General features: G+C 64.9%; 23 protein-coding genes. 8 read left to right on the top strand and 15 right to left on the bottom strand.

The features are described from left to right. Nucleotides 1-99 precede the first annotated feature (99 nt). Together NLM15_RS11065 and NLM15_RS11060 are read left to right on the top strand one after the other, a co-directional pair. A complete protein-coding gene (locus NLM15_RS11065; protein WP_254116986.1) occupies nucleotides 100-6393 on the top strand; it encodes a HAMP domain-containing protein in 6294 nt (2097 codons plus the stop codon). A gap of 14 nt (nucleotides 6394-6407) precedes the next feature. Further along, the gene (locus tag NLM15_RS11060) at nucleotides 6408-7892 is read left to right on the top strand and encodes an HWE histidine kinase domain-containing protein (RefSeq protein WP_254116985.1); all 1485 of its coding nucleotides are present in this window, start codon (nucleotides 6408-6410) and stop codon (nucleotides 7890-7892) included. Nucleotides 7893-7945: 53 nt separating this feature from the next. On the opposite strand, the gene NLM15_RS11055 is transcribed toward NLM15_RS11060, so the two are convergent. Next, the gene (locus NLM15_RS11055) at nucleotides 7946-8164 is read right to left on the bottom strand and encodes a hypothetical protein (RefSeq protein ID WP_254116984.1); all 219 of its coding nucleotides are present in this window, start codon (nucleotides 8162-8164) and stop codon (nucleotides 7946-7948) included. Nucleotides 8165-8304: 140 nt separating this feature from the next. Between NLM15_RS11055 and NLM15_RS11050 the strand changes: the two genes are divergently transcribed. After that, nucleotides 8305-8562, top strand: coding sequence for a hypothetical protein (locus NLM15_RS11050; protein ID WP_254116983.1), 258 nt, complete (start codon nucleotides 8305-8307; stop codon nucleotides 8560-8562). A gap of 95 nt (nucleotides 8563-8657) precedes the next feature. Next, the gene (locus tag NLM15_RS11045; RefSeq protein WP_254116982.1) at nucleotides 8658-8903 is read left to right on the top strand and encodes a hypothetical protein; all 246 of its coding nucleotides are present in this window, start codon (nucleotides 8658-8660) and stop codon (nucleotides 8901-8903) included. Between the two features lie 131 nt (nucleotides 8904-9034). Here the strand turns inward: NLM15_RS11045 and NLM15_RS11040 are convergent, their stop codons facing one another. Both NLM15_RS11040 and NLM15_RS11035 read right to left on the bottom strand, forming a co-directional pair. After that, complete coding sequence (locus NLM15_RS11040) at nucleotides 9035-9220, bottom strand: hypothetical protein (RefSeq protein WP_254116981.1); 186 nt, start codon at nucleotides 9218-9220, stop codon at nucleotides 9035-9037. A gap of 18 nt (nucleotides 9221-9238) precedes the next feature. Then, nucleotides 9239-9460 (bottom strand): hypothetical protein, encoded by a 222-nt coding sequence (locus NLM15_RS11035; protein ID WP_254116980.1) that lies wholly within the window; start codon nucleotides 9458-9460, stop codon nucleotides 9239-9241. Nucleotides 9461-9575: 115 nt separating this feature from the next. Here NLM15_RS11035 and NLM15_RS11030 point away from each other — a divergent pair, with 115 nt between their 5' ends. Both NLM15_RS11030 and NLM15_RS11025 read left to right on the top strand, forming a co-directional pair. Further along, nucleotides 9576-9770, top strand: a complete 195-nt coding sequence (locus NLM15_RS11030; protein WP_254116979.1) for a DUF3072 domain-containing protein — start codon at nucleotides 9576-9578, stop codon at nucleotides 9768-9770. 72 nt (nucleotides 9771-9842) lie between these two features. Continuing rightward, complete coding sequence (locus NLM15_RS11025) at nucleotides 9843-10142, top strand: DUF6496 domain-containing protein (RefSeq protein WP_254116978.1); 300 nt, start codon at nucleotides 9843-9845, stop codon at nucleotides 10140-10142. A 7-nt stretch (nucleotides 10143-10149) separates the two neighbouring features. On the opposite strand, the gene NLM15_RS11020 is transcribed toward NLM15_RS11025, so the two are convergent. Both NLM15_RS11020 and NLM15_RS11015 read right to left on the bottom strand, forming a co-directional pair. Continuing rightward, a complete protein-coding gene (locus NLM15_RS11020; protein ID WP_254137089.1) occupies nucleotides 10150-10515 on the bottom strand; it encodes a hypothetical protein in 366 nt (121 codons plus the stop codon). 274 nt (nucleotides 10516-10789) lie between these two features. Beyond that, entirely contained in the window at nucleotides 10790-12325 is a 1536-nt protein-coding gene (locus tag NLM15_RS11015) for a Do family serine endopeptidase (RefSeq protein WP_254116976.1), read from the bottom strand. 207 nt (nucleotides 12326-12532) lie between these two features. On the opposite strand from NLM15_RS11015, the gene NLM15_RS11010 reads away from it, so the two are divergent. Next, complete coding sequence (locus tag NLM15_RS11010; protein ID WP_254116975.1) at nucleotides 12533-13369, top strand: universal stress protein; 837 nt, start codon at nucleotides 12533-12535, stop codon at nucleotides 13367-13369. Between the two features lie 19 nt (nucleotides 13370-13388). On the opposite strand, the gene NLM15_RS11005 is transcribed toward NLM15_RS11010, so the two are convergent. The 10 genes from NLM15_RS11005 to NLM15_RS10960 form a co-directional block, all read right to left on the bottom strand. After that, complete coding sequence (locus NLM15_RS11005; RefSeq protein ID WP_254116974.1) at nucleotides 13389-13601, bottom strand: hypothetical protein; 213 nt, start codon at nucleotides 13599-13601, stop codon at nucleotides 13389-13391. Between the two features lie 176 nt (nucleotides 13602-13777). Beyond that, nucleotides 13778-15634, bottom strand: a complete 1857-nt coding sequence (locus NLM15_RS11000) for a bifunctional diguanylate cyclase/phosphodiesterase (RefSeq protein WP_254116973.1) — start codon at nucleotides 15632-15634, stop codon at nucleotides 13778-13780. 264 nt (nucleotides 15635-15898) lie between these two features. Further along, entirely contained in the window at nucleotides 15899-16636 is a 738-nt protein-coding gene (gene rpe / locus NLM15_RS10995; RefSeq protein ID WP_254116972.1) for a ribulose-phosphate 3-epimerase, read from the bottom strand. After that, nucleotides 16633-17568 (bottom strand): CbbX protein, encoded by a 936-nt coding sequence (cbbX, locus tag NLM15_RS10990; RefSeq protein ID WP_254116971.1) that lies wholly within the window; start codon nucleotides 17566-17568, stop codon nucleotides 16633-16635. The genes rpe and cbbX overlap by 4 nt, the downstream gene beginning before the upstream one ends. 99 nt (nucleotides 17569-17667) lie before the next feature. After that, nucleotides 17668-18075: a ribulose bisphosphate carboxylase small subunit gene (locus NLM15_RS10985; RefSeq protein ID WP_254116970.1), complete on the bottom strand. Its 408-nt coding sequence runs from the start codon at nucleotides 18073-18075 to the stop codon at nucleotides 17668-17670. Nucleotides 18076-18086: 11 nt separating this feature from the next. Beyond that, entirely contained in the window at nucleotides 18087-19547 is a 1461-nt protein-coding gene (locus NLM15_RS10980) for a form I ribulose bisphosphate carboxylase large subunit (protein ID WP_254116969.1), read from the bottom strand. 31 nt (nucleotides 19548-19578) lie between these two features. Next, complete coding sequence (gene fba, locus NLM15_RS10975; protein ID WP_254116968.1) at nucleotides 19579-20664, bottom strand: class II fructose-bisphosphate aldolase; 1086 nt, start codon at nucleotides 20662-20664, stop codon at nucleotides 19579-19581. Nucleotides 20665-20676: 12 nt separating this feature from the next. Then, the gene (gene tkt, locus NLM15_RS10970; RefSeq protein WP_254116967.1) at nucleotides 20677-22695 is read right to left on the bottom strand and encodes a transketolase; all 2019 of its coding nucleotides are present in this window, start codon (nucleotides 22693-22695) and stop codon (nucleotides 20677-20679) included. A 16-nt stretch (nucleotides 22696-22711) separates the two neighbouring features. Further along, on the bottom strand, nucleotides 22712-23587 hold the full coding sequence (locus tag NLM15_RS10965; RefSeq protein ID WP_254116966.1) for a phosphoribulokinase: 876 nt from the start codon (nucleotides 23585-23587) through the stop codon (nucleotides 22712-22714). A 12-nt stretch (nucleotides 23588-23599) separates the two neighbouring features. Continuing rightward, nucleotides 23600-24637 (bottom strand): class 1 fructose-bisphosphatase, encoded by a 1038-nt coding sequence (locus NLM15_RS10960; protein WP_254116965.1) that lies wholly within the window; start codon nucleotides 24635-24637, stop codon nucleotides 23600-23602. 119 nt (nucleotides 24638-24756) lie between these two features. Here NLM15_RS10960 and NLM15_RS10955 point away from each other — a divergent pair, with 119 nt between their 5' ends. Beyond that, the gene (locus NLM15_RS10955) at nucleotides 24757-25734 is read left to right on the top strand and encodes a LysR family transcriptional regulator (RefSeq protein WP_254116964.1); all 978 of its coding nucleotides are present in this window, start codon (nucleotides 24757-24759) and stop codon (nucleotides 25732-25734) included. The last annotated feature ends 120 nt before the right edge of the window (nucleotides 25735-25854 follow it).

Below are 25854 nucleotides of genomic sequence, written 5' to 3'. Positions count from 1 at the left end.
AGCGTCAAAACCTTGGCGCTTGATTTCGAATTTGGCTGACGCTCTATTTTGACAATCGCGTCACGCCTTGGATTCGGCCGACGCTGCGGGGGAATCAGTATGAGCGACCTCGATCCCGGAACTGCATCACGCTCCGGTCGTCGCGGCCCAAAGCCAAAAACCAACGATATGTCGGACCCGGATTCTCGGCCGGAATTGCTACTTGCCTTGCAGGCCATGCGCAGCGGCGATTTTTCGGTGCGGATGAGCGGGGACTATCTCGGTATCGACGGCAAGATCGCCGACACTTTTAATGAAATCATCGCCGCCAACCAGCGCATGGCGCAGCAGCTGGAGCTGGTCGGTCAGGTCGTGGGGCGCGAGGGCAAGACCCGCCAGCGCGTGAAGTTCAGCCTCGCCAGCGGCTCCTGGGCCGACATGGAAGGCTCCGTCAACACGCTGATCGACGACCTCCTGTGGCCGACGCGCGAAGTGACGCGCGCGGTCGCGGCGGTGGCGCAAGGCGACCTGCTCCAGACCGTCAAGCTGGACGTCGATGGTCGTCCGCTCCGCGGCGAATTCCTGCAGTCGGCGACCATCGTCAACACCATGATCAAGCAGCTCGGCGTGTTCACCTCCGAGGTGACGCGCGTGGCGCGCGAGGTCGGCACCGAAGGCAAGCTCGGCGGCCAGGCCCAGGTGCCGGAGGTGACCGGCGTCTGGAAGGATCTGACCGAGAGCGTCAACTCGATGGCGAACAACCTGACCAACCAGGTTCGCAACATCGCCGAGGTGACGATCGCGGTCGCCAACGGCGACTTGTCCAAGAAGATCACCGTCGACGTTCGCGGCGAGATCCTTCAGCTCAAGGAAGCCATCAATACGATGGTGGACCAGCTCCGCTCCTTCGCCTCCGAAGTGACGCGCGTGGCGCGCGAGGTCGGCACCGACGGCAAGCTCGGCGGACAGGCGATCGTGCCCGGTGTCGCCGGCACATGGAAGGACCTCACCGACTCCGTGAACGCGATGTGCGGCAACCTTACCGCACAGGTCCGCAACATCGCCAACGTGACGACCGCCGTGGCGCGCGGCGACCTGTCGCGAAAAATCACCGTGGACGTGCGCGGCGAGATCCTGGAGCTGAAGGACACCATCAACACCATGGTGGACCAGCTCAACTCCTTCGCGTCCGAAGTGACGCGCGTCGCGCGCGAGGTCGGCACCGAAGGCAAGCTCGGTGGCCAAGCCCAAGTGCCCGGTGTGGCCGGCACCTGGAAGGACCTCACCGACAACGTCAACTTCATGGCGTCGAACCTGACCGCGCAGGTCCGCAACATCGCCGACGTCGCGACCGCCATCGCCGGCGGCGACTTGTCGAAGAAGATCACCGTGAACGTCTCGGGCGAGATCCTTCAGCTGAAGGAAACGCTCAACACCATGGTCGACCAGCTCAACGCCTTCGCCGGCGAAGTGACGCGCGTGGCGCGCGAGGTCGGCACCGAGGGCCGGCTCGGCGGCCAGGCCAACGTGCTCGGCGTCGCCGGCACCTGGAAGGACCTCACCGAAAGCGTCAACTCGATGGCGTCGAACCTGACCGCGCAGGTCCGCAACATCGCCGAGGTGACGACGGCGGTCGCCGGCGGCGACCTGTCGAAGAAGATCACGGTGGACGTGCGCGGCGAAATCCTGGAGCTGAAGGACACCATCAACACCATGGTGGACCAGCTCAATGCCTTCGCCGGCGAAGTCACACGCGTGGCGCGCGAGGTCGGCACCGAAGGCAAGCTCGGCGGCCAGGCCCAGGTGCGCGGCGTCGCCGGCACCTGGAAGGACTTGACCGACAGCGTCAACTCGATGGCCTCGAACCTCACCGGCCAGGTCCGCAACATCGCCGAGGTCGCGACCGCGGTCGCCAAGGGCGACCTGTCCAAGAAGATCACCGTCAACGTGTCGGGCGAGATCCTTCAGCTGAAGGAAACGCTCAACACCATGGTCGACCAGCTCAACGCCTTCGCCGGCGAGGTCACCCGCGTGGCGCGCGAGGTCGGCACCGAAGGCAAGCTCGGTGGTCAGGCGCAGGTGACGGGCGTTGCCGGCACCTGGAAAGACCTCACCGACAACGTGAACTCGATGGCGGGCAACCTCACCGCCCAGGTCCGCAACATCGCCGAGGTCGCAACCGCCATCGCCGGCGGCGATCTCTCGCGCAAGATCACGGTGGACGTGCACGGCGAGATCCTTCAGCTCAAGGACACGCTGAACACGATGGTCGACCAGCTCAACCGCTTCGCGGGCGAAGTGACGCGCGTGGCGCGCGAGGTCGGCACCGAAGGCCGCCTCGGCGGTCAGGCCAACGTGCCCGGCGTCGCCGGCACCTGGAAGGACCTCACCGACAGCGTGAACTCGATGGCGGGCAACCTCACCGCGCAGGTCCGCAACATCGCCGAGGTCACCACCGCCGTGGCGCGCGGCGACCTGTCCCGCAAGATCACCGTGGACGTGAAGGGCGAAATCCTCGAGCTCAAGAACACCATCAACACCATGGTGGACCAGCTCAACGGCTTCGCCGGTGAAGTCACGCGCGTGGCGCGCGAGGTCGGCACCGAAGGCAAGCTCGGCGGCCAGGCCGAAGTGCCCGGCGTGGCCGGCACCTGGAAGGACCTGACCGACAACGTCAACTTCATGGCGTCCAACCTGACGGCCCAGGTCCGCAACATCGCCGAGGTCGCGACCGCGATCGCCGGCGGCGACCTCTCCAAGAAGATCACGGTGGACGTCCGCGGCGAGATCCTTCTGCTCAAGGATACCTTGAACACGATGGTGGAGCAGCTCCGCTCCTTCGCCGCCGAAGTGACGCGCGTGGCGCGCGAGGTCGGCACCGAGGGCCGGCTCGGCGGTCAGGCCGTCGTGCCCGGCGTCGGCGGCACCTGGAAGGATCTCACCGACAACGTCAACCTGCTGGCCGCGAACCTGACCACCCAAGTCCGCAACATCGCCGAAGTCACGACCGCCGTCGCGCGCGGCGACTTGTCCCGCAAGATCACCGTGGACGTGAAGGGCGAAATCCTCGAGCTGAAGAACACCATCAACACCATGGTGGACCAGCTCAACGCCTTTGCCGGCGAAGTCACCCGCGTCGCCCGCGAGGTCGGCACCGAAGGCGAGCTCGGCGGCCAGGCGCAGGTGCCCGGCGTCGCCGGCACCTGGAAGGACCTGACCGACACCGTCAACTTCATGGCGGCGAACCTGACCGAGCAGGTCCGCGGCATCGTCAAGGTCGTGACCGCGGTCGCCAACGGCGACCTCAAGCAGAACCTCACGGTGAAATCGAAGGGTGAGGTCGCGGCCCTTGCCGACACCATCAACAACATGACCGAGACGCTCGCGACCTTCGCCGACCAGGTGTCCTCGGTGGCGCGTGAAGTCGGCGTCGAGGGCCGTCTCGGCGGTCAGGCCGACGTGCCAGGCGCGGCCGGCACCTGGAAGGACCTCACCGGCAACGTGAACCTGCTGGCGGCAAACCTCACCTCGCAGGTGCGCGCAATCGCGGAAGTGGCGACAGCAGTGACCAAGGGCGATTTGACGCCGTCGATCCAGGTCGATGCCCGCGGCGAACTCGCCGAGCTGAAAGACAACATCAACACGATGATCACGAACCTCCGTCTCACGACGGACGTGAACACCGAGCAGGACTGGCTGAAGACCAACCTTGCGAAATTCACCAACATGCTCCAGGGCCAGCGTGACCTCGCCACCGTCGGCCGGCTGCTGCTGACCGAACTGTCGCCGCTTGTGAACGCCCATACCGGCGTGATCTACCAGGTCGAGAACGAGGATAGTCCGCAGCTTCTGCTGCTCGCCTCCTATGCCGGCGACGGCGTCTATCCCTATCAGCGCGTGCTGCCGCTCGGCGACGGCCTGATCGGCCAATGCGCCCTCGACAGACGGCCGCGCGTCATCGCCGACATTCCACCCGACGTGGTGCCGATCAACTCGGCGCTGTTCCGCGTCGCGCCGAAGAACCTCGTGGTGCTGCCGGTGCTGTTCGAAGGCCAGGTCAAGGCGGTGATCGAGCTCGCCTCGCTCACCTCGTTCACGACGTCGCAGATGACGTTCCTGGAGCAGCTCACCGACTCCATCGGCATCGTGCTCAATTCGATCGAGGCGACGATGCAGACCGAAGGCCTGCTCAAGCAGTCGCAGCAGCTTGCCGGCGAGCTCCAGACCCAGCAGCGCGAGTTGCAGCAGACCAACGACCAGCTCGAACAGAAGGCGCAGCAGCTCGCCGAGCGCAACGTCGAAGTCGAGCGCAAGAACCAGGAGATCGAGCAGGCCCGCCGCGCGCTGGAGGAAAAGGCGACCGAGCTCGCGCTGACCTCGAAGTACAAGTCCGAATTCCTCGCCAATATGAGCCACGAGCTGCGCACGCCGCTGAACTCGATCCTGATCCTCGGCCAGCAGCTCACCGACAATCCGGACGGCAACCTCTCGGCCAAGCAGGTCGAATTCGCCCGCACCATCCATGGCGCCGGCACCGACCTGCTCAACCTCATCAGCGACATTCTCGATCTCTCCAAGATCGAATCCGGCACGGTGACGGTCGACGCCGAGGAGATTCTGACCGCGAACTTGCTCGAGACCGTCGGGCGGCCGTTCCGGCACGAGGCCGAGAACCGCGACCTGTCGTTCAAGATCGACGTCGACCCGAACCTCGCACGCAGCATCGTCACCGACTCCAAGCGCCTGCAGCAGGTCCTCAAGAACCTGCTTTCCAACGCCTTCAAGTTCACCGCCGAGGGCGAAGTCCGCCTGAAGGTCGCCGCCGCGGTCGGCGGCTGGGGCACGGATCACCCGGTGCTGAATTCCGCGCCGGCCGTGATCGCGTTCGAGGTGTCGGACACCGGCATCGGCATCCCCCTGGAGAAGCAGAAGCTGATCTTCGAGGCTTTCCAGCAGGCAGACGCCGGCACCAGCCGCAAATATGGCGGCACCGGCCTCGGGCTTGCCATCAGCCGCGAGCTCGCGAGCCTGCTCGGCGGCGAAATCCACCTGCGCAGCGCGCCGGGCAAGGGCTCGTCCTTCACGCTCTACCTGCCGCTGAAATATTCCGGCCCGACGCTCGCGCCGCGTGCGCCCGCGCCGCAGCAGTACAGTCAGCCACCGGCGTTGCAAGCCGCCGCGCCCGAGCAGCAGCGCGTCATCGAGCAAATTGCCGACGACAGGCTCAATCTCGAGCCCGGCGACACCATCCTGCTCATCGTCGAGGACGATCCGCACTATGCGCGCGTGCTGGTCGATCTCGCCCGCGACAAGGGCTTCAAAGTTCTGGTCGCCGCACGCGGCGCGGAGGCGCTGGAGCTTGCCAAGCAATACCAGCCGCGGGCCGTTTCGCTCGACGTGTTCCTGCCGGATATGCTGGGCTGGACCGTGCTGAGCCAGCTCAAGCACAATCCGCTGACCCGCCACATCCCCGTGCAGATCATCACGCTCGACGAGGACCGGCAGCATGCGCTGGCCCGCGGCGCCTTCTCGTTCGTCAACAAGCCGACCACGACCGAGGGCGTCTCAGCCGCGCTGACGCAGATCAAGGAATATGCGCGTCCCAGGCGCAAGCGGCTCCTGATCGTCGAGGACAACGAGGCCGAGCAGCTCTCGATCCGCGAGCTGCTGCATCACGACGACATCGAGATCGTGACGACGGATACCGGCGCCGGCGCGCTCTCGACGTTGCGCGAGGCTCCTTGCGATTGCGTGGTGCTCGACCTCAGGCTGCCCGACATGACCGGCTTCGAGGTGCTGGACCAGATCCGCAACGACGAAGTGCTGTCGAACGTCCCCGTCGTGGTCTTCACCGGCCGCGAGCTGTCGGCGGAGGAGGATGCGGAACTCCACACGATGGCGCGCAGCATCGTGGTCAAAGGCGTGGAGTCGCCGGAACGCCTGCTCGATGAAACCGCCTTGTTCCTGCATCGCGTGATCACGGAACTTCCGGTCGAGAAGCAGCGCATGCTGGAGAAGCTGAACAGTTCCGACGAGGATTTGATCGGCAAGACCGCCCTGCTCGTTGACGACGACGCCCGCAACATCTTTGCGCTGTCGAGTGTGCTGGAACGGCGCGGCATGAAAGTGCTGACGGCCACGACAGGCCGCGAGGCGGTGACACTGGTCGAATCCAATCCCGAGATCGCCATCGTGCTGATGGACATCATGATGCCGCAGATGGATGGCTATCAGACCATCGGCGTCATTCGTGAAAATCCGGCCTTCGCCCGCCTTCCGATCATCGCGCTGACCGCCAAGGCGATGAAGGGCGACCGTGAAAAATGCCTGGAAGCCGGCGCGTCCGACTACCTCGCCAAACCCGTCAACACCGATCAATTGCTGCTTGCGATCCGCATGTGGCTGCACCGCTGAGTTTGGATCCGCGAATGGACCACGAAAAGGTCAACATCCTCCTCGTCGACGACCAGCCCGCCAAGCTGCTCGCCTATGAGGTGATTTTGAAGGATCTCGGCGAGAACCTCGTGATCGCCTCGTCGGGACGCGAGGCGCTGGAGGTCCTGCTCAAGACCGAGGTCGCGGTGATCCTGGTCGACGTCTGCATGCCCGAGCTCGACGGCTTCGAGCTGGCCGCGATGATCCGCGAGCATCCGCGATTCCAGAAGACCGCGATGATCTTCATCTCGGCAATCCAGGTCAGCGACATCGACCGCCTGCGCGGCTACGAGATGGGCGCGGTCGATTACGTGCCGGTGCCGGTCGTGCCGGAGGTGCTGCGCGCCAAGGTCAAGGTGTTCGCCGAGCTCTATCGCAAGACGCGCGAACTCGAACGGCTGAACCAGGATCTGGAGGATCGCGTGCGTGCCCGCACGGCCGAGCTGGAGAACTCCACCGCAAAGCTGCGCGAGAGCGAAGAGCGGCGCAGCATGGCGATCGCCGCCGGCAAGATGGGGTCCTGGGATTGGGACTGGGTCAACGGCGACTGGATGTGGGACGAAGGCCAATACCGCATCTTCGGCGTGACGCCGGAGACCTTCAACGTCACCTCAGCCAACATCCAGGCGCTGCTGCATCCCGACGACGTCGACCAGTTCGGCCAGGCGATTGCCGCGTTCAATACCGGCGCGCACGCCTATGAAGGCGAGTTTCGCGTCAACCGGCCCGATGGCGAGGTGCGCTGGTGCGTCGGCACGGCAGCCGCGACGGTCGACCAGGGCGGCCGCGTGGTGCGCGTGAGCGGCGTCACCGTCGACATCACCGAACGCAAGCGCGCGGAAGAGCGGCAAAATCTGCTGGCGCGCGAGGTCGATCATCGCGCCAAGAACGCGCTGGCGCTGGCGCAGTCGATCGTGCGGCTCACCCGTGCCGATGAAGTCAAGGACTACGTCAATGCGGTGGAAGGGCGCATCAATGCGCTGGCGCGCGTGCACACGATCCTGTCGCTGTCGAGCTGGCAGGGCGCCGAATTGTCCAAGCTGATCGACGAGGAGCTCGCACCCTATTCGCTCGGCGGCCAGATCAAGTTGGCGGGTCCGGAGGTTCAGCTGATGCCCGCGACGGCGCAAACACTGGCGCTGGCGCTGCATGAGCTTTTCACGAACTCGGCGAAGTATGGCGCGCTGTCGGCGCGGTCAGGACGGCTGGCGATCGGCTGGCAAGTCGAGGACGACCACCTCACACTGACCTGGGATGAAACGGGTGGTCCGCTGGTCAGGACACCGAAATCCCGCGGCTTTGGCACGCGAAGTCTGCTTGCCAGTGTCGAATCGCAACTCGGCGGACAGGCGGAATTTGACTGGCGTGCCGAAGGCCTGTTGTGCCGCCTTGAGGTGCCGCTGACGCGGAAGGCGGCAGCGCCCGCGAGCAAGTTCGAGGCGGCTCCCTCCGAAGCCCTTCAGCGGGCTTCAGGCTAGCGCGTTTCCGAGCGAAGTAGACTCCGGTTCGCGTGAAGAAAACGCGTCAAGCTCTAGCGCGCCGCGACCCTCATACGCTGCATCGGCTGAGGCTCGTCAGCGACACGTCCTTCGAGCCAGGCTTCGGTTTGCGAGAGGTCGCGCAGTGCCCGCGCGTATCGGCGGGCTGCGCTCCGCTCGACACCGCGCGGCAGCTTGCGCGCCTTCCGCAGCATGTCCGCGGCGGCGTTGCGATAGGCCAAGGAGCGATAGAGAAAGACGACCTTACCCATATCGGATGTTCCCGTGTTGTTGGCTTTCATCTTCGCAAGACCGGCATGAACGTCGGATGAAGCGGGGAATGACAATATCTTCATGAGAATGGAACCCGCAATCGGCGCGCGCGTTCTATGCCACACCGTGAGGCTGTTCCATGCCCGCGAAAAAGTCGCCGAGCCTCATCTCTCCGACCGGCGTCATCAAGCTGATGACGCATGCGATGATGGGCGCAGCCCTCGGCCTTGTCTTCGGTCTCGCCCTCGTCCTGTTCAATCCGGCGGTTGCGAATTTGCTGAACCACGGCGGCTATTCGGCCGCTGTCGTCTTCGTCACCACACTGGTCACGACATTCGCGATCGGCGCGACGCTCACGGGCCTCGTGTTCATCCTTGCCGAGGACAAGGAATTTTGAAGCCTGCGTGAAGCGCCCCGGGCGCTTTCGTCGGAACTCCTGCGGCAAACGGCGGTTGGCTGCCTGCGTCAATTTAACTCAGGGAGTTCCCGCGCATGAAAACCACCAAGCTCGCTCTCACCGTAATGCTGGCAACCGGCCTCGCCGCCGCCCCGTTCGCCGCGCAGGCCAAGTCGCACAAGGCCAAGCAGGGATCGTCGATGTCGTCGTCGCAGACCACAGGCGCCAACACCAAATCCTCCAAGGGCGCTGATCCCTCCGGTCAAGGTGGTTCTGGCCCCGGCTCCGACCAGGGCGGCACCATGACGAACAACAAGGGCGGCATGACCAACACCAAGTGAGCTCTGGCCGCCAAACAAAAGGCCTCGCGGCAACGCGGGGCCTTCGCTTTGGAGCTCATTGGAAATCCTTCTGGCCGCCACATCGTCGGCGTGCGCGTCAGCTCACCGCGGCCGGTCGGATGTAGGGGATGCTAAAGCGGCCGTCCCGTGGCATTCGCCTTCACGAGATGCTCGAGCTGCGCACGCTTGCGTGCGATCAGGAGCTGGGCTGCGGCATCGTCGAGACCCTCGCGCTGCAATTGCCGGATGGCGGAGCCGAGTTCGAGAATTTCGGCGCGCAGCTTTAGAATCCGGTACGTGTCCGGGTCTTCTTCCACCGCACGCTCCCAAAATTTTCAGCGCCGCGCGACCACGCGCAGGGGACTGCCGGATGTCGTCGCGGGACGTAGGCGTACCCGGTCGCGGACGTCGGGCAGAACATCGCCGCCACCGGCAGCCTTCCATTCGCCGATCAGCAGGTTGATTTTCCGGCGCAGATCCATCTGCGCCAGGGCCTTTTCTGTGCAGTCACGATCGCGATTGACGAGGTCGCGCACGGACACCTCGATGTTGGCCATTTCGAGCCTCAAGGCGCTGATTTTGCGTCGAATTTCATTAATTCTGTTGTCCATGGCTTGTTAGAACAAAATAAGAACATATAGTCAAGTCACGATTTCGGAACGGAGAGGCCAGATGCAGGTTCAGGGTAAATATGACGCCAGGGTTTTCCTCGCGGAGCAGATGACGAGAGCGCAGGGGCTGAAGCTGAAGCGTCTGAGCGAGGAAGCCTATCAGCCCACTCAATACGATCGGGCTCTGTCCTTCACCGAGGCTGCGCGCCGCATCCGAGCGCTGGAAGACGAGATCGAGCTGGCGAACTCCTTCTGAGGAGCGCCGCCGGCGCATTTGGAACGTTGGGTCAGTGATGCGGTTCTTTCCCCGGGCCAAGGGAGAGAGTTGATGGCACGCAAGGCAAAGAAGCGCCGCTACTCACGCAGCGCCGGCAGCGATGTCGAAAGCGAAATGCGGCGCTACAAGAAGGGCACCGCGAAGAGCGGCCGCGGTGGTCGCGGCGGACGCGTGAAGAACCGCAAGCAGGCCATCGCGATCGGACTGTCGAAGGCGCGCAAGAAGGGCAAGAAGGTCCCGAAGAAGGCGTCGAAGCGGACAACGACCAAGAAGACCTCCACGAAGACCTCCAAGAAGACGTCCCGAAAAGCTCCGAAGAAGGCTTCGAAGCGCAAATCCAGCAAGCGGTGACACCGCGTCAGATCATGCTGCCCGGCATGAAGCAGCGGATCGAAATCCCGAACGCGGTCTTCACGGGCCACACCATGGTGTGGCCAGCCCGGTTTGGCTCGGTGATGACGGCCTCATCGGGCACGTCCACCCACTGCCCGTCGAGCCGCACGCGATAGTGCCCGTCGTGCGATTCCCAATCGGGATCCGACACAGCAAAGCCATCCGCATCCGAGCAGCACGGCCCGAGATGGCTGCGCAAACTGTCGAACCAGGGTTTTAGGGGTGAATTGGCGTAGCGGCCGTCGTCGCGCCCCAAGGCGCTTCCAGTCGTCAGCAGCACAATTGGCGCCACGAGCAACGCACGCCTCAGCGAGAGCTTCAATCGATCCATGTCGGCACCGATCAAATGCGAACCACCGGTTCCACAAGAAGGCCGGGCGTTCGAAGTTCCACTCTAGCAAATTTCGCCCCGGCGTCGTCATCGCCGCCAAGGCGCAACACGCGAGTCAGAACTGTGACGAGCGAACGCGGCTTTTTCGGACGAACCCGTCACCGTTGCTGCCGTTAACGAGAATGTTATCGGAAGCCTGTGGGTATCTCCAGCGCACGCACGAAAAAGGCGGCCCGGGGGGCCGCCTTTTGAGTTTGCCGCAGAAAGCGTGGGCTTATGCCAGCGGCACCGCGACGAACCGCGTCGCTTCCGCGCCCTTCACCTGCAACAGCACGCTGCTCTTGCCGGACGATTTGGCTTGCGCCAGCTCCGAGCGGACGTCGCCGACATTGGCGACGGCCTTGCCGCCGACATTGAGGATGACGTCGCCGGTCTGGATGCCGCGCTGCGCGGCGGGTCCCTGCGGATCGACCTCGGTGACGACGACGCCCTTCTGGCCCGCGCCCTGCACGTCACCGGCCGGCGCCAGGCTGAGACCGAGGCGCGGCGTGCCGGTGTTCGGCTGCGCCTTGCCGTCGCCGGCCTTGGCCTGCCGCTCGTTCGGCAACTCGCCAAGGGCGAGCGTCACCGTCTTGTTCGCGCCTTTGTGGAAGACGTCGAGCTTCACCGACGTGCCCGGCGCCAGGGTGGCGATGGTGCGGGCGAGATCGCGGGAGTCCTTGATCGCGGTGCCGTTGACGGCGGTGATGACGTCGCCCGCCTCGATGCCGGCCTTCGCCGCGGGGCTACCGTCCTGCGGATTGTCCACGATCGCGCCGCGTGCCTCCTTGAGGCCGAGACTGTCGGCGATCTCGGCGCTCACCGGCTGCACCTGCACGCCGAGCCAGCCGCGGGTGACCGAGCCCTTGTCCTTCAGCTGCGCGATGACGAGCTTCGCGGTCGACGCCGGAATGTCGAAGCCGATACCGACCGAACCGCCGGAGGGCGAGAAGATCGCGGTGTTCACGCCGATCACGTTGCCGTTCATGTCGAACGCCGGACCGCCGGAATTGCCCTTGTTGATCGGCGCATCGATCTGGATGAAGTCGTCATAGGGACCGTTGCCGATGTCGCGACCGTTGGCCGAGACGATGCCCGCGGTGACGGTGCCGCCGAGGCCGAAGGGATTGCCGACCGCGACCACCCAGTCGCCGATGCGCGGCTTCTGGTCGGAGAATTTGACGAACGGGAAGTCCTTCTTGCCATCGACCTTGATCAGCGCGAGATCGGTCTTCGGATCGGTGCCGACTACCTTCGCGGTGTAGACCGTGCCGTCATCCATCGTCACCTGCACCGATTCAGCGTGATCGACGACGTGGTTGTTGGTCACGGCATAGCCGTCGGCGGAGATGAAGAAGCCGGAGCCTTCGCCCGTGATCATCTGGTGGCGCTGGCGCGGCATGCCGTTCATACCACCCGGGCCACGGAAGCCGAACTGCCGCGAGAACTGGTCGAACGGCGAATCCTCGTCCGAATCCATCCGGTTCTGCTGCAGCATCGCGCTCTTGTCGTTGTCCTGGTCGATTTTGACCCGTACCGAGATGACGGCGGGTTTGACCTTGCTGACGAGATCGCCGAAGCCCGGCGGCGTTGCGGCGCTCTCGGCGGCCTGAGCCGGCGCGACGAAGGAGGCCATACCAAGCGGCGAAGAGCCGGGAGACGCAGCCAGCACGGCCACGCCAAGCGCGGCCACCGTGCCGAGCAGCGCAAGCCGGCGCGGCTTCAAGATCGTGCGGGACGTGGTGGTGTCGGAATTGACGCGATCGTTCATGTCGAAATGTCCATGTTGGGTAAGTCGCCTTGCACCCAACATGGACGTCGTCACCTTACGGCGTCCCGTCCGTCCGATTAAATCTTGGCAAAGGAGCTGGGGCCGGCAGCCCGCCCAAATCGCGGCTGGTTGTTTGATACAGCTCAACGCGGGTTCTCCGGCCGATGAAAAACTGAGCCACCGGATGATCCCCACAGGAGGCGCGCAATGTACAAAGACATTCTCGTCCACATCCCGACCGAGCGCCCGATGCGCGCCCTGATCGACGGGTCCATCTCGCTCGCGGCCAAGCTCAACGCCCACGTCGACGCGGTCGCCGCCGGCTATGTCGCGGGCAGCGCGGCTTACGTCTTGGAGGGTGGCGCCGCCGTAGCGGCCGTGTTCGAGCTGGAGCGCGAGCGTGCCCTGGAGCGGGCCGAGGCGGCGCTCGCGGTGTTCAGGAGCGAAGCGGCGAACGCCGGCATTTCCTGCACCTGCCACCCGCTCGGCGCGATCCCGGTGGACGCAGCCGTCGCACTTGGCGAGATGGCGCGGCTCCACGACCTCAGCATCGTGCTCCAGCCGGATCCGGCGCAAGGCTCGTTCGACAACGACGTGCCCGGCGAGATCCTGTTCCAGTCGGGCGGCCCGGTGCTGTTCCTGCCCTATACCTTCCGCGGGACCTTCAAGGCGAACCGGATCGGCATCTGCTGGGACGGCAGTCGCCTCGCCGCCCGGGCGATGCGCGACGCAGCTCCGTTCCTGGCCCGCGCCGAGGAGATCGTGATCATCACGATCAACGAAGCCGATGCCGTTCCCGACGAGGTCTCTGCAAGCCATCTGGCCCGCCATCTCGGCCTACGCGGGCTCTCGACCCGCACGGCCGGCCTGTCAGCCGCGCGCGCCGACATTCAACCGACCATCCTGTCGCTGGCGGCCGACGAAAACATTGGCTTGCTGGTGATGGGCGGGTACGGCCATTCCCGCTGGCAGGAACGTTTCCTCGGCGGCGTCACTCGCGCCATGCTGGAAGCCATGACGGTCCCGACACTGATGTCGCACTAGCGAAGCCGGTGCGGCGCCCTCACGCCGCGGCGGGGGTTTCCCATTGCGCAGCTGCGATGGCGTCGTCTTCGCGTTGCGCGTTGCACGCGTCGAAATGTGCCTTCAGTGCGACTTCTGCGAGATATTCGAAATGTTCGGCCTGGCCAAGGAGTTGCCAGTTCTGGAGCGGCCGATAGGCCGCCTGCTGACGACAGAGAGAGGCCAGCGCGCGGTAGCGACGTACGTTCTCCATGAGACCCTCCCTCGCATTGACTGAGCTTATTGCCCCGATTTGCGTCAGGCCGATGGCGGTTATGCAAAACATTTGCTGCGTGCGAAGTCCCGACCAACCTGGGTTAACGTCCAGCAAACGCGCAGGCCCGCATTGGTTCCTATCGGAGCACCCGAGCGTGGAACCCGGAGGGGATGCTAGGCGTAGCGGCGGCGCTCGACGGTGATGCCGATCAGTTCGAGATACCGTTCGATCGGCTCCGGCCGGCCGATGAGATAGCCTTGCATCTCTTCACAGGCCTCTCGTGCCAGGAAGGCCCGTTGCGCCTCCGTCTCCACTCCTTCCGCGACGACCGGAATGTGCAAGGCATGCGCGAGGCTCAGGACCGCGCGAACGATCTCGGCCGATTGCGGCGTCGCTTCGAGATCGGAGATGAAACTGCGGTCGATCTTGATCTTGTCGAACGGGAACGACTGCAGATAGGACAACGAGGAATAGCCGGTGCCGAAATCGTCCATCGCGATGCGGATGCCTAGCGCCTTCAGCCGGCGCAGCAGATTGAGCGCGCGAGTGAAATCGCCGATCAGCACGCCCTCGGTGATCTCGACCTCGAGCCGCGTCGGCGCGAGCCCCGTCTCCAGCAGGATCTGGTGGATGGAGCGTTCGAGGTCACCGGCCTGGAACTGGACCGGCGACAGGTTGACCGCGACCTGCAACGGCCGCGGCCAGGAGGCGGCTTCGCGGCATGCTTCGCGCAAGACCCATTCGCCGATCTGGATGATCAGCCCGTTCTCCTCGGCCATTGGAATGAACTGGTCCGGCGGCACGAAACCGCGCGTTGGATGGTTCCAGCGCAGCAGCGCCTCGAAACCGATGATCTCACCGTCCATCCGCGCCTGCGGCTGGAAGTAGACGAGCAACTGGTTCTGCTCCACCGCTTGCCGCAGATCGTGCAACAGCAGCCTGCGGTCGCGCAGCTCCCGGTCCATCTCGAATTCGAAGAAGCGCACCGTGCCCCGGCCCTCCCGCTTGGCGCGATAAAGTGCGGAATCGGCGTTGGCGAGCAGCGTTGCCGCATCCACGCCGTCATCCGGATAGAGCGCGATGCCGACGCTCAGGCCGACATGGGAGAGATAGTCGTCGACCTCGAGCTCGTTGCCGATCGCCTCGACCAGGCGTTCGCCGAGCGCCAGGACCGCTTCGCGGCAGACATCGTCCGGCATCAGGACCATGAACTCGTCACCGCCGATGCGGGCGACGAAGGCACCATCGGCTTCCGCGGCAAGGCGCTCGGCCGCAGCCCGCATCAGCATGTCGCCGACGGGATGGCCGAACACGTCGTTGACCTCCTTGAAGCGATCGAGATCGAGGCTGAGCACGGCAAAGTTGGCCGACGCCTCCTGCGCCCGTTCCAGCCGCTCGCTCAGCGCCGCATTGAAGGCGCTGCGGTTCGGCAGGTCGGTCAGCGCATCATGCTGGGCAAGGTGGCTGATGCGTTCCTGGGTGGTGATGCGCTCGGTGACGTCCTCGATGATACCGACCAGATATTGCGGATCGCCGGCGCCGTCCGTGATCAGCATCTTGCGCGAATTGACGACGCGGTCGTGGCCCTTGATGCCGACTTCGAGCAGGTGCTCCTCGAGGAACATCGGCATGCCGGTGGCGACGACACGACGATCCTGCTCTTTGACCATGCGGGCGACGTCGGCCGGAAAAATCTCCTCGGGCGTCCTGCCCAGCATCTGTTCGCGCGGCAGGCCGTAATAGTGTTCGCCGGCGCGGTTCAGCAGGATGTAGCGCGAATCCTTCGCACGCTTTGCAAAAACTGCGATCGGGATATTCTCGACGATGGTGTCGAGGAACTCGCGGGTCCGCAGCAGGTCTTCCTCGGCCTGGTCATGCGTCTGCGTGCGTGCGTCGGTCATCCGCCGGCGATCGCGGTCACTCGCCTCATAGGCCGCGCTGACGAACTCGCCCAGCTTGACGAGATCGACCTGCCCGGTCGCGTCGGTGGCACAGCGAAGCTGCTCGGCGAACAGGCGATGCATGCTCATGCCATCGCTCCACGCCGCGTGCGGGCCTCATGCCCGCAGATGTCTTCGATCCGCATCCCCGCGCTCTCTCAGCGTTGCTAAACCGCAGATTGAGAGGCACAGCCTTGCGTGGCCGTTAATCGAACCTTCGTCTCGGACGCGTTGGTTACCCCGGCCTGAAGGAGCTGATCGCTTTTTTCAGCATTATCAGTGGAACCCCGGAGAAGGTGGCACACCCTGGCACAACCAGCTGACGCCGGCTCTCGCCGCGCCTTTTGTCGTATTCTACCGGACGAGCGCGGTCTCGCCGGCTCGCATCGTTTGCGCTGAACCATGTTGCAGCTTCGGAACCCTGCCGGCTTCCGCAGCCGCGCGGATGGCGGCGATGTTGCCTGCATAATCGGCGCTGCTCTTGCCGCGGAACACGGCCGAACCAGCCACGAGGGTGTCGGCGCCCGCGGCAGCCACAGCGGCGGCATTGTCGCGCGTAATGCCGCCATCGACCTCGAGCCGGATCGGCCGGTCGCCGATCATGCTTCGAACGCGCCTGATCTTCTCGATCTGGGAGTCGAGGAAGGACTGGCCGCCGAAGCCGGGATTGACCGTCATCACCAGCACGAGGTCGAGCCGATCAAGCACGTATTCGATCGCAGCTTCCGGAGTAGCCGGACACAGGCTGACGCCGGCCTTCTTGCCGAGTGCGCGGATGGCCTGGAGCGAGCGATCGAGATGCGGGCCCGCTTCGGCATGAACGGTGATGACGTCGGCGCCTGCTTTTGCGAACGCCTCCAGATAGGGATCGGCCGGCGCGATCATCAGATGCACGTCAAAGATCTTCGACGTCGCCGGCCGGACCGCCTTGATGACGTCGGCGCCATAACTGATGTTCGGCACGAAGTGTCCGTCCATGACGTCGCAGTGGATCCAGTCGGCGCCGGCAGCATCAACAGCCGTGATCTCCTCGCCGAGGCGCGCGAAATCGGCGGCCAGGATCGAGGGCGCGATGAGGATTTCTCTCGTCATGGCTTCGCACTCCCCTGCGCGTCCGCACCACCGCTGAAGACGCGGCTCGCAAGGACATCCGCCGGATCGATCGTTTCGAGATCGGCGACATCGAGCATACGGTTGAGATCGGACACGAGGCGATCGGCCTGCCGGAGGCGGATACGATCGACCGCATTGCGGATCGAGCGCGCATTGGAGAAGAACGGCTGGGTCCGGCGCAGCGCGATGTATTTCTCGAACGCCTCGCGCGCGGCGGCCGAGAAGCGATAGCCCCGCTCCTTCAGCATCAGCTCGGCGATGACAAGCAGCTCGGCTTCCGCATAATCCGGAAATTCGATGTGATGGGCGATGCGCGAACGGAAGCCCGGGTTGGAGGCAAAGAAGCTCGTCATCCGCTCGCCATAGCCGGCGAGGATCACGACGAGGTCCTCACGCTGATTCTCCATCACCTGGAGCAGGATCTCGATCGCCTCCTGGCCGTAATCGCGCTCGTTGTCGGGGCGATGCAGATAATAGGCCTCGTCGATGAACAGCACGCCGCCCATTGCCTTCTTCAATATCTCTTTCGTTTTCGGCGCGGTGTGGCCAATATATTGCCCGACGAGATCGTCGCGCGTCACCGAGATCACCTGCCCGCGCCGCACGAAGCCGAGGCCGTGCAGGATCTTTGCCATCCGCAGCGCCACGGTGGTCTTTCCGGTACCGGGATTGCCGGTGAACGACATGTGCAGCGTCGGCGGCGCTGAGGCCAGTCCCGCGCGCTGACGGATGCGCTCGATCAGCAGCAGCGATGCGATCTGGCGCACCCGGTTCTTGACCGGCTTCAGGCCGATCAGCTCCTGCTCGAGCTGTTGCAGCGTGTCGGTGATCCCGGCCGCCTCGGCCTCCTTGCGGAGATCGAAACTGGTCTCGCTGCTTTCAGTAGTGGTTGCGTGGGGAACATCCAGCATGGGCACCTCGAAGAAAAGAGCTTCGCCGCGGGGGGAGCGGCGAAGCAGTGGTCCGCCAAGGAAAACGGAGCAGGGAGTGCTCCGCGCGGAGGAGAATGACTAGGTCGACGCGTGCGCGGCCGGCCGGCGCACGGTGGTGTAGCGGATCGCCCGTCCGCCCACCTCCTGCCGCACCAGCTCGAACTCGGCTTCCTGCGGCGGGCGGTTGACGAGGAACGAGATCCGCACCGATTCCCAGCCATGGCTGGAATCGAAACCACTGGCGCGGATGTAGCGGTCGCCGTAGACCCTGCGGCACTCGGCGAGCTCCATCATCACGCCGGCGGCGTCCTGGAGGTCGAACATCGGCAGGCCCCACATCTCCCAATAGGTGCTGCGGGGATGCGGATCGTCGGTGAACTCGATATTCACCGCCCAGCCGTTGGTCAGGCAATACTGCACCTGCTTATAGATCTGGTCGTCCGTCAGATCAGGCAGGAACGAGAAGCAGCCCTGGGTCAGTTTCATGTCTCATCTCCTCAAACGGTTTCCAGCGCGGTCGGCACGAAGTCCGGCGTGTCGGTCGATTGATAGTTGAAGGTGACGTCCTTCCAGACCTCGAGCGCGGCCTTCAGCGGCGTGCAGGTCTCCGCCGCCCTGGCCAGGATCTCCGGACCTTCATGGACGTAGTCGCGGCCCTCGTTGCGGGCGAGGATCATCGCCTCCAGCGCCACGCGGTTGGCGATCGCGCCGGCCGCAATGCCCATGGGATGGCCGATGGTGCCGCCGCCGAATTGCAGCACGACGTCCTCGCCGAGCAGATCGAGCAGCTGGTGCATCTGGCCGGCATGGATGCCGCCGGAGGCGACCGGCATCATCTTGTTGAGGCTCGCCCAGGACTGGTCGAAGAAGATGCCGTGCTCGAGCCTGGTCGGATTGAACTCCTCGCGGCAGACGTCGTAATAGCCGCGCGTGGTGTTGGGATCGCCTTCGAGCTTGCCGACCACCGTGCCGGCGTGGATGTGGTCGACGCCGGCGAGCCGCATCCATTTAGCGATGACGCGGAACGACACGCCGTGGCTCTTCTGCCGCGTATAGGTCGAGTGACCGGCGCGGTGCAGATGCAGGATCATGTCGTTGCGCCGCGCCCATTTCGCCATGGACTGGATCGCGGTGTAGCCGATCACGAGGTCGATCATGACGATGCACGAGCCGAGCTCCTTCGCGAACTCCGCGCGCTCGTACATGTCCTCCATCGTCCCCGCGGTGACGTTCAGGTACGTGCCCTTCACCTCGCCGGACGCCGCCTGCGCGCGGTTCACCGCCTCCATGCAATAGAGGAACCGGTCGCGCCAGTGCATGAAGGGCTGCGAGTTGATGTTCTCGTCGTCCTTGGTGAAGTCGAGCCCGCCCTTCAGCGCCTCGTAGACCACGCGGCCGTAGTTACGCCCGGACAAGCCGAGCTTCGGCTTCACCGTCGCGCCCAGCAGCGGCCGGCCGAACTTGTCGAGCCGCTCACGCTCGACCACGATGCCGGTCGCCGGTCCCTGGAACGTCTTCACATAGGCAACCGGGAAGCGCATGTCCTCCAGGCGCAGCGCCTTCAGCGGCTTGAAGCCGAACACGTTGCCGATGATCGAAGCCGAAAGGTTGGCGATCGAGCCCGGCTCGAACAGGTCGAGATCATAGGCGATGTAGGCGAAGTACGAGCCTGGCGTGCCCGGCACCGGATCGACGCGGTAGCATTTGGCGCGATACTTCTCTGCGGCGGTCAGACGATCGGTCCACACCACGGTCCAGGTCGCGGTCGAGGATTCGCCGGCGACGGCCGCTGACGCCTCGATCGGATCCACGCCGTCCTGCGGCGTCACGCGGAACAGCGCGATGACATCGGTGTCCCTCGGCGTGTAGTCCGGCTCCCAATAGCCCATGCGCTTGTATTCCATCACGCCCGAGCGATATCTTTCCTTGCCGCGGACGGTTCCTGCGTGTGCATTCATGGCTCTCTCCTGCTCTTCTCTCTCTGAATGATTAGGCCGCGACCGGCTCGCGCGCGTCGATGCGCGGATCGAGCTCGCCCGCGCGGTACCGCCGCGCCATCTCGCTCAAGGGAACGACCTTGATCCGGCTGGCGTGGCCTGCGGTGCCGAACTGCTCGAAACGGTCGCGGCAGAGGTCGCGCATCGCGTCCATTGCGGGCTTCAGGAATTTGCGCGGATCGAACTCGTTGCGGCTTTGCGCCGCGACCTTGCGGAACACCGCGGTCATCGCCAGGCGGCAGTCGGTGTCGATATTGACCTTGCGCACGCCGCTCTTGATGCCGCGCACGATCTCCTCGACCGGCACGCCCCAGGTCTGCGGCATCTCCCCGCCGAACTGGTTGAACATGTCCTGGAGCGGTTGCGGCACCGAGGAGGAGCCGTGCATCACGAGATGCGTGTTCGGCAGCCGGTGATGAATTTCTTCGACCACCCGCATTGCCAGGATGTCGCCATCCGGCTTGCGGCTGAACTTGTAGGCGCCGTGAGACGTACCCATCGCGATTGCGAGTGCATCGACCTTGGTGGCTCGAACGAAGTCGACGGCCTGATCGGGATCGGTCAGGAGCTGGTCGTGGCTGACCTTGCCCTCGACGCCATGACCATCCTCCTGTTCGCCGCCGCCATGCTCGAGCGAGCCGAGCACGCCGAGCTCGCCTTCGACGGAGGCTCCGGTCCAATGGGCGAGATCGACGACACGGCGGGTGATCGCGACATTGTAGTCGTAGTCGGCCGCCGTTTTGGCGTCGGCCTTCAGCGAGCCGTCCATCATGACCGAGGTGAAGCCATGCGCGATGGCGGAGGCGCAGGTCGCCTCGTCATTGCCGTGGTCCTGGTGCATACAGAGCGGAATGTCGGGATAGGTCCGCTCCAGCGCGTCGATCATGTGCGAGAGCATGAGATCGCCGGCATAGCTGCGCGCACCGCGCGAGGCCTGGATGATGACGGGCGCGTCGACCTCGGCCGCCGCCTGCATGATCGCGATGCCCTGCTCCATGTTGTTGATGTTGAACGCCGGCACCGCGTAGCCATGGGTGGCGGCATGATCGAGCAGCTGACGAAGGGTGATACGGGCCACGAATAGTCCTCCTTATTGTCTCTTGCGGGCAATCGCCCGGCGGGCGGCTTCCGCAACGCTTTGCGACGTGATGCCAAATTCGCGGTAGAGCACCGGCGCCGGTGCCGAGGCGCCAAAGCCGCGCATGCCGACGAATTCGCCGTCAGCACCGATCCAGCGATGCCAATCGCCGGCGATGGCGGCCTCGATCCCGACGCGCGGCGCAGTGCCGAGCACGGCGGCGCGGTAGTCCTCTGGCTGTTCCTCGAACAGCGCGAAGCACGGCGCGGACACCACGGCCGCGCGGACGTGCTCGGTTGCGAGCAGGCGGGCGGCTTCCAGCGCGATCGAGACTTCCGAGCCGGTCGCCATCAACGTGACGTCGCGACCACCGTCCGGCGAGACGATGAGATAGGCGCCGCGCGCGACACGGTTCCTGCCGCGCACGTCGCTGCGGAATGTCGGCAGCGCCTGACGCGACAGGCAGAGCACGGAGGGGCGATCCTCGGCCTTGAGCGCGCAGTCCCAGGATTCCAGCGTCTCGACCGCATCGGCCGGGCGAAACACGAGCAAGTTCGGAATGACGCGGAGCGCCGCGAGATGCTCGACCGGCTGGTGCGTCGGACCGTCCTCGCCGAGGCCAATGGAGTCGTGGGTCATCACATGGATGACGCGCAGCCGCATCAGGGCCGCAAGGCGGATCGCCGGCCGGCTGTAGTCGGAGAAGGCGAGGAACGTGCCGCCATAGGGAATGAACCCACCGTGCAGCGCGAGGCCGTTCATCGCCGCTGCCATGCCGTGCTCACGGATGCCGTAATGGATGTAGTCGCCGGCGAATGCGTCGCGCTTGACCGGGGTCTGCACCTTGGCATGCGTCAGGTTCGAATGGGTCAGGTCCGCCGAGCCGCCAACAAATCCGGGAATGGTCCCGGCGATGCCGTCGAGCACCTGTTGCGAGGCCTGCCGCGTCGCGAGCTTCGGACGCTCGGTGGCAAAGCGCTCGCGCAATTTCGCCGCCGCCTGGGCATAGGCGTCCGGCAGGGCAACCGCCTTGCCCTCGATGAAGAGGTCGCGCTGCTCGGGCGTCGCGCATTCATAGCGGTCGAGCCAGGCGAGACGCTCGACCTGCCCACGCTGTCCGATCATCCGCCATGCCTTCAGGATCGGGATCGGCACCACGAAGGGCTGATAGTCCCAGCCAAGGGTCCGGCGCGCCGCCGCCGTCTGCTCGGTGCCGAGCGGCGCGCCATGCGCCTTTTCGGTGCCCTGGCGGTCCGGCGCGCCATAACCGATGATGGTGCGGCAGGCGATCAGTGATGGCTTTGTGCTCTCCCGCTCTTCGGCAATCGCCTGCGCAACGGCTTCGGCATCGTGCCCGTCGACCCGGCGGACCGACCAGCCGGAGGCGGCGAAGCGCGCGAGCTGGTCGTCCGATGTCGCAAGCGAGGTCGGGCCGTCGATGGAGATGCCGTTGTCGTCGAACAGCACGATCAGCCGACCGAGCTGGAGGTGGCCCGCGAGCGAGATCGCCTCCTGGCTGATGCCCTCCATCAGGCAGCCGTCACCGGCGATCACATAAGTGAAGTGATCGACGAGGCCGTCGCCATGCCGTGCATTGGCCATGCGCTCGGCGAGCGCCATGCCGACAGCCGTCGCAATCCCCTGCCCCAGCGGGCCCGTGGTGGTCTCGACACCCGGCGTGTGGCCGTATTCCGGGTGTCCCGGCGTCTTCGAGCCCCATTGCCTGAAGGCCTTGATGTCGTCGAGGCTGACATCGCCGCCGGTGAGATGCAGCAGCGCATAGAGCAGCATCGAGCCGTGGCCGGCCGAGAGCACAAAACGGTCGCGATCCGGCCAGTTCGGGTGAGCCGAGTCGAACTTCAGGAAGCGCGAGAACAGCACGGTCGCGACGTCGGCCATGCCCATAGGCAGGCCGGGGTGGCCCGATTGCGAGGTCTCGATGGCGTCGACCGCGAGGAAGCGGACAGCATTGGCGAGATCGCTATGCGCGACGGCATAGAGGTCGGCTTCGGCATGGACGGAGATATTCATCGGATTCTCTCCTTGTTCACTTCAAGCTGCGTTTGCGCTCGATCAGCTGCATGATCAGCGGTGTCAGAATGAGCTGCATCGCCAGATCCAGCTTGGCTCCGGGACACACGATCGAATTCGCGCGTGACATGAAACTGTGCGGCAGCATCGAGAGCAGATAGGGGAAGTCGATGCCGCGCGGGTTCTTGAAGCGGATCACCACCATCGATTCGTCCGGCGTCGGGATCCAGCGCGCGATGAACGGATTGGACGTGTCCACCGTCGGCACGCGCTGGAAGTTGATGTCGGTCTCGGTGAATTGCGGGCAGATGTAGTGGATGTAGTCGGGCATCCGCCGCAGAATGGTGTCGGTGACGGCCTCGGTCGAATAGCCGCGCGCGCTGCGGTCGCGGTGCAGCTTCTGAATCCATTCGAGATTGATGACCGGCACGACACCGATCTTGAGATCGGCGTAGCGCGCGACATTGACCTTGTCGGTGACGACGGCGCCGTGCAGGCCCTCGTAGAACAGCAGGTCCGAATTCTCCGGCAACCTTTCCCATTCGGTGAAGGTGCCCGGAGCCGCGCCGTGCAGTGCGGACTCCTCGGCATCGTGGACATAGTGCCGCGTCGTCGCGGTGCCGGTCTCGCCATAGTCGCGGAAGGCCCGCTCCAGCTCCTCGAACAGGTTGGTCTCGGGGCTGAAATGACTGAAATGCTTGTTGCCGCGATCGGCCTCCTTCGCCATCTGCGCGCGCATCTCGGCGCGGTCATAGCGATGGAAGGCGTCGCCCTCGATGTAGACGGCGTTGACCTTCTCGCGGAAGAATATCTGCTCGAAGGTCTTCTTGACCGAGGTGGTGCCGGCGCCGGAGGAGCCGGTGATGGAGATGATCGGATGCTTCCTGGACATGGAATGCCTCGCTCACAGCCGGAAGAAGCCGCGCCGCGCGAACAGCGGTGCGGAGACGCTTGCGACAAGCAGCGGATCGCAGTGCAATTCCTCGACGCGCCGCACCTCGTTGCTCGAGCCCATGATCAGCGGCACGCGCTGGTGCAGGCTTTGCGCCGAGAGGTCGAGGATGCGCTCACGTCCAGTCGAAGCCGAGCCGCCTGCCTGTTCGACGATCATCGCCATCGGGTGCGCCTCGTAGGTCAGGCGCAGGCGCCCGTCGCCGTAGCCGGGGCGCGCGTCCGACGGATAGAGGAACACACCGCTGCGAGTGAGGATGCGATAGGCGTCCGCGACCAGTGAGCCGATCCAGCGCATGTTGAAATTGTGGTTGGCGGGCCCTTCGACGCCGGCAAGACATTCGTCGACGAAGGCGCGGACCGGCGAATCCCAGTGGCGGCGGTTCGAGGCGTTGATCGCAAACTCTTCGCACGTCTCGGAGATCTGCACGGCGCTGCGCGCGAGGCGGAAGCAGCCCGCCTTGCGGTCGAGCGTGAAGATGTCGACGCCGTCGCCGAGCGTCAGCACCAGCGAGGTCTGTGGCCCGTAAGTGACGAACCCCGCGGCAAGCTGCGCCGAGCCGCGCTGATGGAAGGCGAGAGACAGGTCATCCGGCGCGGGCAGGATCGAGAAGATCGTGCCGACGGTCATGTTGATGTCGATGTTGGAGGAGCCGTCGAGCGGATCGATCGCAACGCAGATTTTTGCTTCGCGGTCGCCGATTTGCGCCTCGCGCATCTCCTCCGACGCCAGCGCTGCGATCGGCAGCTTGCCGAGACAGCGGCGCAGGATGGCATCCGCCCGCACGTCGAGATCGCGCTGGAGATCGCCGTCGCTGTTGCGGCCGGTGGTCAGGCCCGATGCGTCCGCGAGATCACCGGTGGCGATGAGGTCGGCGATCTCGATCGCAGCCGCCGCGATGGCATCGACTGCGGCGGCCACGGCCAGCGCATGGGGCGCGGTCTCGGAGTACCGCTGAAGGTGGTCGTCCAGCCTGAGTTGCCCGGTCATCTGCGTCCATCCCCTTGCTGGCGCCGCATCCAGTTCCCTCCCCGCGGGAGGTCGGTGCGGTCAGTCCCAGCACGATGAGATTGACAGGGGCGGCTTAATAAGGAAAATTTCTAATCATAATGACCGTCAAAGAATTTTCTTATAATGGCCCCGGCCATGCGGCGGCCCAGCTCCGGCATCTGACGATCCGGCAGCTTCGCTCGCTCGCGGCACTCTCGGCGAAGGGCAGCGTCACCGCGGCCTCGAGCCAGCTCGGCCTGACTCAGCCGGCGGTCACCCAGCAGCTCCGGCAGCTTCAGGACCTCGCCGGCCTGCCGCTGGTGCAGCGGACCGGCGACGGCATGCTGTTGACGGAGGCAGGCCGGGAGGTGCTGGCGCTCGCCGAGCGCGTCGAGGCCGCGATCACGGACTGCCAGGGCGCGCTCGATCTGCTCGCCGGGCGGACCGGCGGCACGGTGCATCTCGGCGCGGTCTCGACCGCGAAATACTTCGTGCCGCATGCCATCGCGGCGTTCTCGAAGCGGCATCCGAAGATCGAGATCAAGCTCACCATCGGCAATCGCGAGGACATCCGCGAGGCCATGCACGGCTACGATCTCGATTTCGCGGTGATGGGTCGGCCACCGGCCGACGTCAGCGTCGACGTGCGTCAGCTCGGGCGCAATCCGCACATCATCGTCGCGCGCAAGGGGCATTGGCTGGAGAAGGATTCAGGCCTCAGCCTCACCGACCTCGTGCACGAGACCTTCCTCACCCGCGAGCCGGGCTCCGGCACGCGCACGCTGATGGAGGGCATGTTCCAGAAGTCGGATCTCGAGCCGATCATCGGCATGGAGATGAGCAGCAACGAGACCATCAAGCAGGCGGTCATTGCCGGGCTCGGCATTGCCTTCATCTCGGCCCACACGGTGGCGCATGAGCTTGCTGAAGGCCGCCTCATCGTGCTCGACGTCGCCGGCCTGCCGATCGTCCGGCAGTGGTACGTGATCCGCCGCAGCGACAAGGTGCTGCTGCCGCCGGCACAGGCGATGTTCGATTTCCTGGGCTCCGAGGGCTCGAACTATCTGCCCGACGTGCCCGAATTCGGCGCGCAATAGCCCGCCGAAGTTCAGCTCATCAGCTTCATCGCGATCGTCGCGGCCAGGATGACGATGATCTGGAGCAAACGCTCCGTCGTGAAGATGCGGTTGAAGGTGGTCATCTCTGCCCCGGCCAAC

Origin of the sequence: Bradyrhizobium sp. CCGB20, assembly GCF_024199855.1 — a bacterium.
Lineage (GTDB): Bacteria > Pseudomonadota > Alphaproteobacteria > Rhizobiales > Xanthobacteraceae > Bradyrhizobium.
Note: the sequence above shows the minus strand (reverse complement) of the source record. Positions and strands in the feature narration are given on the sequence as shown.

Coding starts and splice junctions, on each gene's coding strand:
- NLM15_RS11025 (WP_254116978.1), top strand. CDS start 9,843: ATGGCACGCAAGGCAAAGAAGCGCCGCTACTCACGCAGCGCCGGCAGC.
- tkt (WP_254116967.1), bottom strand. CDS start 22,695: ATGAATATCTCCGTCCATGCCGAAGCCGACCTCTATGCCGTCGCGCAT.
- NLM15_RS11005 (WP_254116974.1), bottom strand. CDS start 13,601: ATGGAGAACGTACGTCGCTACCGCGCGCTGGCCTCTCTCTGTCGTCAG.
- NLM15_RS11060 (WP_254116985.1), top strand. CDS start 6,408: ATGGACCACGAAAAGGTCAACATCCTCCTCGTCGACGACCAGCCCGCC.
- NLM15_RS11000 (WP_254116973.1), bottom strand. CDS start 15,634: ATGAGCATGCATCGCCTGTTCGCCGAGCAGCTTCGCTGTGCCACCGAC.
- NLM15_RS11055 (WP_254116984.1), bottom strand. CDS start 8,164: ATGGGTAAGGTCGTCTTTCTCTATCGCTCCTTGGCCTATCGCAACGCC.
- NLM15_RS11035 (WP_254116980.1), bottom strand. CDS start 9,460: ATGGCCAACATCGAGGTGTCCGTGCGCGACCTCGTCAATCGCGATCGT.
- cbbX (WP_254116971.1), bottom strand. CDS start 17,568: ATGCTGGATGTTCCCCACGCAACCACTACTGAAAGCAGCGAGACCAGT.
- NLM15_RS11065 (WP_254116986.1), top strand. CDS start 100: ATGAGCGACCTCGATCCCGGAACTGCATCACGCTCCGGTCGTCGCGGC.
- NLM15_RS11050 (WP_254116983.1), top strand. CDS start 8,305: ATGCCCGCGAAAAAGTCGCCGAGCCTCATCTCTCCGACCGGCGTCATC.
- NLM15_RS10965 (WP_254116966.1), bottom strand. CDS start 23,587: ATGTCCAGGAAGCATCCGATCATCTCCATCACCGGCTCCTCCGGCGCC.
- NLM15_RS11030 (WP_254116979.1), top strand. CDS start 9,576: ATGCAGGTTCAGGGTAAATATGACGCCAGGGTTTTCCTCGCGGAGCAG.
- NLM15_RS10980 (WP_254116969.1), bottom strand. CDS start 19,547: ATGAATGCACACGCAGGAACCGTCCGCGGCAAGGAAAGATATCGCTCG.
- NLM15_RS10955 (WP_254116964.1), top strand. CDS start 24,757: ATGACCGTCAAAGAATTTTCTTATAATGGCCCCGGCCATGCGGCGGCC.
- NLM15_RS11020 (WP_254137089.1), bottom strand. CDS start 10,515: ATGGATCGATTGAAGCTCTCGCTGAGGCGTGCGTTGCTCGTGGCGCCA.
- rpe (WP_254116972.1), bottom strand. CDS start 16,636: ATGACGAGAGAAATCCTCATCGCGCCCTCGATCCTGGCCGCCGATTTC.
- NLM15_RS10960 (WP_254116965.1), bottom strand. CDS start 24,637: ATGACCGGGCAACTCAGGCTGGACGACCACCTTCAGCGGTACTCCGAG.
- NLM15_RS11045 (WP_254116982.1), top strand. CDS start 8,658: ATGAAAACCACCAAGCTCGCTCTCACCGTAATGCTGGCAACCGGCCTC.
- NLM15_RS11015 (WP_254116976.1), bottom strand. CDS start 12,325: ATGAACGATCGCGTCAATTCCGACACCACCACGTCCCGCACGATCTTG.
- NLM15_RS11010 (WP_254116975.1), top strand. CDS start 12,533: ATGTACAAAGACATTCTCGTCCACATCCCGACCGAGCGCCCGATGCGC.
- NLM15_RS10985 (WP_254116970.1), bottom strand. CDS start 18,075: ATGAAACTGACCCAGGGCTGCTTCTCGTTCCTGCCTGATCTGACGGAC.